The sequence below is a fragment of the Pseudobutyrivibrio sp. YE44 genome (assembly GCF_900104335.1).
GTDB lineage: Bacteria > Bacillota > Clostridia > Lachnospirales > Lachnospiraceae > Pseudobutyrivibrio.
This window is the reverse complement of record NZ_FMXT01000021.1, coordinates 1-9,320: the sequence shown is the minus strand read 5'-3', so window position 1 is coordinate 9,320 and position 9,320 is coordinate 1. Positions and strand designations below refer to the sequence as shown.

The following is a 9,320-nucleotide window of genomic DNA, read 5'->3' as shown; positions in this document are numbered from 1 at the left end:
TATAAGGAGCTTTCTGATGATGCGGATTTAATGAATGATATTTTATGGGGTACCAGCTCTGGTTATGGTTATATTCATTTTCATAGATATAATAACGATGAGATTGAAAGTGCTATAAATGCGATGGTATATGGATGTGAGGATGATGAACATCCTACTAGTTATGATTCAATTATTGACATCCCCATGGATTTACGATTAGAGATATCGGTCCAGTATCAGCAGCAATTACAATCGCATGATATACCGAGGGATCCTAGTTTTGAACAATTATATCATTCTCGGGTAATTGAATTGGAAAAGAAAGATAGAGATTAATCTATTACAAATAAGTTTATTACGAAGGCAGCCGGTGATTTTGCTGATGGTGTATCAGATTGTATTTCTAATATTGATAATAAAAAGTTTAAAAATGATATCCAGCAAATAAATGACACTGTAACAGATCTTTTAGTGACCTTTGATATCTTTGAAAAAGATAATGAGGTGATTGGAACAGAGGCAATGACACAGCTTTCAGCTGATTTAAATTTGTTACATGAAATGTCAAACACTCTCAAGCCACATATGCTAGGAGATGTTGTTCCATTGTTTAGTGGAATACAGGATAGTTTAAAGGCTGATGACTGAAGGTCTTCAAATGGAATTACCTTCTTATAAAGGCCCTCCAGGGAATAGAGATGCTTTAAATGAAAAAATAGACACTATGTCCCAAAAATCCTATAAAGAGTTGGAAAAAAAATACACCATGGAAGACATAAAGAAAGCATATAATACATTGCTTTATGGGGTCAATTCAAATCAAGAATCGTATGAATCGATTATGGATATCCCGGATTCTTTGTTGCACGAATGCTTGTTGAGACTTGATAGAAATGATGCTAACGATAAAGTTCAACATGAAATACTTCATGCAATAAATCATAGCGTAGTGGATGAAGAGGAGGCTGGAATTGAAACCGAATAAAAAATATATATTACTAATTATTGCAGTAGTATTTATTTGTTTTTTTATTATTGTGAAGAACGACAGAGAAGTTTGGATTGGAGATTATAAATATGATATTTTTTTGAATAATTTTAAACTCTCAGTTTACGTAGTTGAATATAAGGGGGGAGAAGAAATTGTTAAAATTCCAAGTAATATAGGCCCATTTAAAGTGGATTATGTTAAAGATGGGGTTTATGAAGGAAACAACAAAATAAAAAAGGTTGTTATAGGAAAGGAAAGTGCTGAAAATGTTTCTTTTAGAGAGTGTGAGAATCTTGAAAAGGTTGTTTACGAAGATGGAGTAAAGATATGTAAAAATGATTTTTCTCATTGTGTTAGATTAACCAAAATAGAGATGAATGAAAGTATGGAGGAGGTTGATTTACGGCTGAGAAAATGCATAAATCTAAAAAAAATACTTATTCCGAACAGAGTTAAGACCATTAGCTTGGAATGTAGAGATTGTGAGTCTCTAGAAAGTTTGAAGTTTCCGGAGGACATTGAAAAAATTGATTATTTAAATATAGAGAAATGTACAGCATTATTAGATTTATTATTTCCAAGCACGCTTCAGGAAATAGATTTGTTTATTTGTGAAGGAACACCTTTTGTAGAGCAACATAAAGATGATAAATATTATATCGTAGGAGATGGTTGTTTGATTATAAGCAATGGAGCAAATGGTATTGTTCCACTGGGAGTTAAAAACTCATCCAATTTGGTAAAACAATCGGATAATATGGTTTATTATCCAGATTCACTGAAAATATTTGATTATTCAGACGTTGATTATAATACACATTGCTTTGGTGCAGAAGAATTTGAAAAGATAAACATAGATAGCAAATGTACTATAGTGGCTCCGGAAGGTTCACCAATGGCAAAGTATTGCCAGGAGAATGGATTAAACTATCGCCCATCAACTCCAGAGGAAGAGGCCACTCGAAAACAAAAAACCGAAGCAGCAGCTTCAGAGATAACATATCAAGACAATAACTAGAAATGGAGACATAAACAATGAGTGAAAAATCAGATTTATATGATCGCATTAATCAGTGCAATGCGGAAATCGCAACAATTAAGACAGATATTGCCAGCATGGATGGAGAGATTACAATCGGAAATATGAAGTTAACATCAATATCTTCATACAAGACCGATAATGAAAACTATGACATGTCGGTAGGCGATACTTGGCGAAGACAGCTGTGCAACATGGCTATCGTCAAACAGAAGGTTGCTAATCAGACATATTCAGATTCAATTACTAGCTGTGAAGGGCTTATTACAGATTTGCAGAATTGCATTTCAAACGCTTGGAAAATGGTACGAGACCTAGAAGATGAAATACGAAGATGTCAGGATAGAATTGCACAGATAGAGGCAGAAGAAGCAGAGGCAGCAAGAAGAGCAGCGGAAGCAGCAGCTAGCGCTGGAGCATAGAGGGCATAAGAGATGAAAAAAAGATTAACAAACATGAATATGGGTGAGAACTTTACAAATAATGCATCGTTTCTAGATAACAAGATTTTTACAAAGACAGTTAATAGCATTGGTGATACAGCGCTAAATCTCGTAATGGATTATGACTTGTTCCAAAGAGACACAGAAGTTGCTGGAACAGATTCAATGTTACGAATGACATCTGTAATTAATGGATTACATGACGTTTCAAATTCCCTTAAGCCTCACGTTATTGGGGATATTGTTCCAGCGTTTGAACAGGTGCAGAAGGAACTAAACTTTGATGACTTGATGTCTTCAGAAGGTATTGAGGCAACATTTTTATAGGATCATTTTAGACCTGGATACAAAGTTGGAGACAACAAGGAAGGACAGAAAAGAACTATGGAAAAGCAAAATGGAAAATTCTTTGATGTAAGTAAGACGAGAGAATACTTCGGGAAGCTTTCCGACCAATATACAGATTTTGCATCAGCTGCAGGCGTACACAAGGATTCAATCTGGGATATGATTAATACAAATTCTTGGAGAGGAACTGATGCTGAGACAGCGAAAAATCTGCTCAAAACAAATAAGATTACTCTTGTGGATGCGCTCACTGATTTGCATATGGAAACTCTTGAAATTGGTCAGCTCATCCTTGATAAATTTGCAGCCGAGGTGGACGATGCTCTGGATGCAAGAATAGACTACGATACATTAGAGAAGATTAATCTTGACTATAAGAATCTCTATGCAAATTCTACTTCAGTTTTTGATTCTTCTGTTGAACAGGCAACAAGTTGCCAGCAGCGATTCAGCAGATATGGCGACATTAGAATCCCTGATTATTCTGTTACAAAGGATGCTCTTATAGATATTTGTGGAGGCGACGATGATGAAGGTGGCTTCATTTTTGCGTGCATGAAAAAACTAGAGAAATTCGACGCAGAGACTCTTGCAATGATTGAAGAAGCTGAGATTGAAAAGAAAGCGGATATCCTTTTCTGTCGTATGCACGGAAAGTCTGCCCCTTCAAAGTTGAATTTCAAACTTGGAAAGGGCTTCGATTTATTAACTGCTTTACACTGCAGACCATGGGCTATTAATGCCTTGTTTAATGGAAAAGGCTTCAGAACTCGTTATGGCCAGGGGGACATCATGTTCCCTTCAATGTGGCGCTTTAGAAATGGTGGCCGTGGAGGATATGGAAGCAAGTTTACTACACTGGCGTATACTACAAAGACTAAAAAGTCTAATAAATCGACGAATGCTCCAGCAAAACCAAAGAAAACAAATTCTTTACAGGATGTTGCAAACGATTTAGACAAGCAGATGGCATTGCTTTGTGATGATAACAACGCTAATGATGAACAGGCTATAGCTAAAATTAATGAAGATTTAAAAGTATTTATCACTACAGAGAAGATAGATGGAGATACCTATGTTGTTTATGACCAGGCCAAAATACAGAAGGTCATGAGCTATGTCGAAAAGGACAATTTAGCATATCAGTTATTGTATTCACTTAATGCACAAATTGAAGAAAATCGTACTAACGGTGATTCCATTCCAGAAAAAATTGGTAAGCTTAGTTGGAATGCGAGTGCAGATGATACATATCTTGAGGTTGAAAAATATGGTGCAGGTGTAGTTTTAAAGCTTACATCAGATTATAACTTTTGGCCATTAAATGAAAAAGATGGTGAGATAGTTGCATATGCTGCTACAGAGGAGTCAGCTAAGAATTACTTCATGAATAATAAAGGAGACCACTGGGGGTATGATTGGGATGCAATCATTGATTGGTGTACTGATGAAGAAATGATATGTAATGGTGTAGAAATAGATTTTATGGCTAAGAAATTAGCAAAGATGAGTGATGAAAATGCTTTCAAGTTTATTGAAAAAGCCGAAACAGTTAAAGATGATTCATTAGTGAATGATATACTGTTTAAAGTTAATACGACTATATACACTGACCACGTCAGATTAGTGGTTGCAGAATCTGAGATGCTTGCGTCGAAAAAGCAAGACACTAAAGATAATAGAGATAAATATACAAGAGCTATTCTTTTTTCAAATGTAGTTGACAAAGTTACAGAGATAGATCTTGACTGTAATCCAAAATTTGGTAAGCCAGAAGATACACCTTTAGGAAAGATATACTCTGTAACTTTGGATAATTATTATGATAATATCGGTACTACAATGAAAGTGTATCCGCTTGCAGAGCCGATTAATATAGATGACTTCTTGGATAGAGAATTGCTAGAGATTACCAGGCCTGAATTAGGTGCAAGTATACAATCAGTTGCAAACGGTTGTGCTACGAACTTTATTTCAGAAACTATTACAGATGGATGTATATGGACAATACAAGATGAAATTATAAATTATTATAGCGCTGTTCAACTTCATGCTTCTTGCGAGGAAATGATAGATATTGCAAATGATGCTTCTAAATATGGTGTTAAAGGTAGAATTATGACCGAAAATTATGCTGGTACTACTAGCGCAAATATTTTGGTAGATTCAATAGATATGGATACTATAAAGGCTGCAACAATATACTATAATAATAATATTGATCCCGATATAACTGAGGATAAATTAATTTATTCATATTATCATGGTGGAACAATTAGAGACAATTATCTTTCAATATATAATCAGGAGGAGATTTACAAAATAAAAAAAGAATTATAAGTATTAAAGATTTAAAATTATCTTATCAGAGGGAATGGGAATGAGTTGTAGGCAGAAAATAAAAAAGAAAATAATAATAATAATTTTTATATTTGGAGCAATTGTAATTGCTATGTATAGTGCATATTACAAGATGAAATTGAAATCCTTGACGGTCGATTTTTATGAAAGAAATAATTTTGGGTTTAATTCGCAAATAAAGGAGATAGATGTTGAACAATTGGTCTCTCCTGATGCGGTATGGTTTGTGACAGATTTGGCAGATTATAGGGAAGTTTCTGATGCGAGTTCTAATCCAATAGAATGGGACTCAAATAAAGTCTATTTTTCGAATGAAGATGGCTCTTTAAATTGGAATAACATTAAGACGTGGATGCAGGACTCTGAAATAAAATCTACATCAATTGAATATGATGTTTTAGCAGAAATGATGATAGATATGTCTGATGATGATATAGAAAAAATCGTTGAGCTTGGTCAAGTTAAGAGCCCTAATCATTTTGGGTATGAACTTACTGATAATGTAAAACATTTGGCTTCGATATATGTGTTAAAGGCAAAGGAAATAGAAAATAAAGATGAGATACAAGCAGAACCAAGAGCATTGGGATTTTTGCAAACGCTAATCGAAATTGAGAATTTGTCTGGAGAACATTGTTCGGTTGATATTTCACGAGTAGAACGTGATTATTATTCATTTCAAATAAGGTCAGAGGGAGTTATTAAATCGGATTTATATTCTCCACAAATTATAGTATCCAATAGATTATGGGAAATGGATTTAGATTTTGCTTTAGATGACGTGTATTCATGTAATTCTAAAGAATTAAAAAAGATTCAAAGCGTTTTGTTTCTTGAACGAGAACAAGTTAAGGCCATTAATAGATTACTTTTGGATATAGGCAATGATGCGATGGATATGAAAATGACAGGCTACGTAATTAATGTAAATCGAGGTGGATTAGGGATTGCATATCTAGCGGATGTTGAATTTAGAGACGAAGCGTTATTGGAAGTAATTACAGAATATAATGAGCGTAATAACGTAGAAATGACTATAGAAGAAATGAAAGAGCACTATCTTAAATATGATGATGTATATTTAAATTACTTTGCTTTATAAGTTTTTAGAGCGAAAAAAATGAATAACTAGAAACGGAGACAAAAAATAATGAGTGAAAAATCAGATTTATATGATTGAATAAACCAATGTAATGCAGAAATAGCTGTTATTAGAGCAGATATCTCCAGCATGGAAGACGAGAAGGTAGTTACCCAGGGACATGTAGCTACATTCACAGCATGCAAGGATACAAACGTTATAACCTCGGTACAAACTGAGAATGGAGGAAATAATTGTTGAACACACATAATAAAAAGGTTAAAAGCAGATATGTAATCATTTTACTGGTAATTATCCTTGTTATTGTAGTTGCTAGAATTACTTTAAAGGGAATATGGGTCAAAGATTATCATTATGTGTATGATTTTAAGGATAAACAGATTTTAGCAGAAGCGTATCGTGGTAATGAAAATATAGTTGAGAAAAGAGAGCTGCATTGAATTTCTTTATGTATGGAAACACAAATACTGAGAATAATTCATATTATAAATCGTTTACAGATATACCATCAGGGTTATCAATACAATGTATAAAAGCGTTTAAAGATTATTTTCTTGGAAATGCAGATGGTATAAATGATGCCTTTTCGAATGTGATTTAAGATGCGAAATTGTATGATTAATATAATCGTAGGACAAGAAGGAGATTTGAGTTGAAAAGAGGACAGAAAATATTTGGCATTTCTCTTGGGTTAATAATATTATTAGTTGTTATTTTTTTATTGAACATGAATGGTTTCATAGGTGACTACAAATATGAGGTAAATATTGACGATTGGACAATTACACTTAAAGAATATACAGGAAGAGATACAGAAGTTGTTTTGCCTACTCATGTTGGAATATTTAAAATCAAATTTGTTTCAATAGAAACGTTTAGTAATAGCAAAACGATTGAAAAAATAGTTGTACCAAATGATATTGAGTACTTAGTTTATATTCGTGAAAATGATGTATTTAGGGAGTTGGAATATGAACCAGGACGAAAAAGGGATTGCGTTAATGTAATTAATTGCAAAAACTTTGAAAAGATTATTTTCCCAGACGGAATGGAAGAAATCGGAAATGAGTATGCTGGATGTTCTAAACTACGAGATATTGTCATACCTCGTTCTGTGAAAAAAATCGTATTTGATTTTGATGAAACAGGCTTCAGTGAAGAACATAAAAAAGATAAGTATTATGTGGTTGGTGATGGAATCTTGCTTTTTTATAACGGACCAAAAGGAGAAATTGTAATTCCAGAGGGGGTTAAAAATGTCAACGATTTATGTGTTATAGGAAAAGAAGACGAAGAAGAAACAAAAATCATTTATCTTCCTGATTCATTAAATATGTGCCTAGAGTATGGATATGAGAATGAAGTTATCATTTACGGTGGCAATCAAGATATATCATATGGTGATCTTAGTGATGTAAAGAGTGTGGTTAAAGCACCAAAAGGAACACTAATAGAGAAAATTTGTAAGGATAATAATATAGAATTTCAAGAAATCACAGAAGAGGAGAACACAGTTAGAAGTCAAAAAACCAATGCAGCAGCTTCAGAAATAACATACCAAGATGAAGAATAAAGGACTTATTTTAGTTTTATTAATACTCGTAATAATAATCACTGCTATGGTGTCGGTTTTGTTTGTTGTAAATAGAGAAGATAGGCAGTCAGAGCCTATTGAAAAAAACTTTGATGAGTTTTTTTATGTGGCAACAGAGGATTCTGATGCAATCTTATATGATAAAAAGCTAAAATCAGCTGCGGTATATTACAATCTTATAACAGGCAAATCAATCTCTAAGAGTGATTTGAAAAGTGCATATAAGAATAAAAATGAATTATACAAAGACTACATAAAGAACTACAATGAATATTCTATTGAGGCAGTTCGAGATTCCCTTGATTTAATAGCTAGACGTGAGTTTGATTGTTTCTTCTATTCGGCTTTAACAGAAGAGCAACAATCTACTGTAGATGACATTCTATATTCTATACAAAAACTTGCAGATTCTTATTATGGTGAGGATAAGGTTTATGCTTTTGATTTGAGTTATGATCAGCAATTGGAGTTATATAATCTTTATTTGGATTCCTCATATATGCTGGATGAGATCAGAATGAAAAAATCGGAAGATAAGAATAGGATGCTTGTTGATTGTCCTACATATTATCCTGAATACGTAAATCTTTCAGAGGATGTAATATTAAGGCATTTTGAAGGTCGAAAGAGAGACGATAAAATCACCTTTAATGAAGATGATTTGGAAATAGATGCATTTTATTACAATCTTATAAGCGAATCCGATGTTACCGTTGAAGATTTAGAGAATGCCTATTATGAAAGAAACGAATTGTGTTATAACTTCTTATGCTATGAGCAGAATTGTTGTTCTGAAATAGAGAATACATTATGGAATATATCATTTAAAGAAGGTCAGGCGGTATCATTTGCAGAGGGAAAAGATACTTTTCCAAAGCTTGATAAAAAAGGTAAGAGGGAAATAGAAAAAATATATCTTCGAGAGCAGGAGATTGTAGCCGACTATTATCGTGATAGAAGAGTTATGTTATACGCTTTATCTGAAGCCCAAAAAGATGAGGTTTATAAAGCCTATGTGGACCCTGATTATCAAATGGATTCATCAGTGATGGGGGATAGGGATTTGTATTCAAGAAATCCTAAATACGTAAAGCATGGAGTAATAACCTATATCAATGGCAATAATATTGTTGTAGAAAATCAGCATAATGAAGGAATAAAAGAATACGAAGGTAAGTATTATGACCTTTCAGGATTAAAGGAAGGTGATTATGTAGAGATGGTTTTTGACGACAAACTTGATTCTATTGGTTTTGCATCACATAAGTACGATGGTATCCAATTTATCAAAATAGAAGTGCAGGAAAAATAATCAAGATATTAACTAGAAACGGACCCTTGATGATAGAGCAGATGATATGGAGCAGAATTAGGAGGTTATCTTAAATGTGTCGAAAAAAAAAGATTATTATAATAGTTGCTATTTTGATAGTTTTTATGACATTTTTCATTGTAAATAT

11 protein-coding genes are annotated in these 9,320 nt (G+C 33.3%); all 11 read left to right on the top strand.

Going from position 1 to position 9,320, the window contains the following annotated elements; translation table 11 throughout:
* Nucleotides 1-318: hypothetical protein (locus tag BLR54_RS15030; protein ID WP_207645287.1), on the top strand; the 318-nt coding region annotated here is incomplete at its 5' end.
* A 135-nt stretch (nucleotides 319-453) separates the two neighbouring features.
* Nucleotides 454-630 carry a hypothetical protein gene (locus tag BLR54_RS15025; RefSeq protein ID WP_176761973.1) on the top strand — a complete coding sequence of 59 codons (177 nt, stop codon included), beginning with the start codon at nucleotides 454-456 and terminating at the stop codon, nucleotides 628-630.
* A gap of 10 nt (nucleotides 631-640) precedes the next feature.
* A complete protein-coding gene (locus BLR54_RS14615; RefSeq protein ID WP_090422360.1) occupies nucleotides 641-967 on the top strand; it encodes a hypothetical protein in 327 nt (108 codons plus the stop codon).
* Nucleotides 954-1,991 carry a leucine-rich repeat protein gene (locus BLR54_RS14610; protein WP_176761972.1) on the top strand — a complete coding sequence of 346 codons (1,038 nt, stop codon included), beginning with the start codon at nucleotides 954-956 and terminating at the stop codon, nucleotides 1,989-1,991. The genes BLR54_RS14615 and BLR54_RS14610 overlap by 14 nt, the downstream gene beginning before the upstream one ends.
* A gap of 17 nt (nucleotides 1,992-2,008) precedes the next feature.
* The gene (locus tag BLR54_RS14605; RefSeq protein WP_090422356.1) at nucleotides 2,009-2,434 is read left to right on the top strand and encodes a hypothetical protein; all 426 of its coding nucleotides are present in this window, start codon (nucleotides 2,009-2,011) and stop codon (nucleotides 2,432-2,434) included.
* A 12-nt stretch (nucleotides 2,435-2,446) separates the two neighbouring features.
* Nucleotides 2,447-2,782 (top strand): hypothetical protein, encoded by a 336-nt coding sequence (locus BLR54_RS14600; protein ID WP_090422354.1) that lies wholly within the window; start codon nucleotides 2,447-2,449, stop codon nucleotides 2,780-2,782.
* Nucleotides 2,783-2,839: 57 nt separating this feature from the next.
* The gene (locus BLR54_RS14595; protein ID WP_090422352.1) at nucleotides 2,840-5,143 is read left to right on the top strand and encodes a hypothetical protein; all 2,304 of its coding nucleotides are present in this window, start codon (nucleotides 2,840-2,842) and stop codon (nucleotides 5,141-5,143) included.
* Between the two features lie 40 nt (nucleotides 5,144-5,183).
* Complete coding sequence (locus tag BLR54_RS14590) at nucleotides 5,184-6,266, top strand: hypothetical protein (RefSeq protein WP_090422350.1); 1,083 nt, start codon at nucleotides 5,184-5,186, stop codon at nucleotides 6,264-6,266.
* A 236-nt stretch (nucleotides 6,267-6,502) separates the two neighbouring features.
* On the top strand, nucleotides 6,503-6,706 hold the full coding sequence (locus tag BLR54_RS14585; protein WP_090422348.1) for a hypothetical protein: 204 nt from the start codon (nucleotides 6,503-6,505) through the stop codon (nucleotides 6,704-6,706).
* Between the two features lie 212 nt (nucleotides 6,707-6,918).
* Entirely contained in the window at nucleotides 6,919-7,839 is a 921-nt protein-coding gene (locus BLR54_RS14580; protein WP_090422346.1) for a leucine-rich repeat protein, read from the top strand.
* Nucleotides 7,829-9,172, top strand: coding sequence for a hypothetical protein (locus BLR54_RS14575; protein ID WP_090422344.1), 1,344 nt, complete (start codon nucleotides 7,829-7,831; stop codon nucleotides 9,170-9,172). The genes BLR54_RS14580 and BLR54_RS14575 overlap by 11 nt, the downstream gene beginning before the upstream one ends.
* The last annotated feature ends 148 nt before the right edge of the window (nucleotides 9,173-9,320 follow it).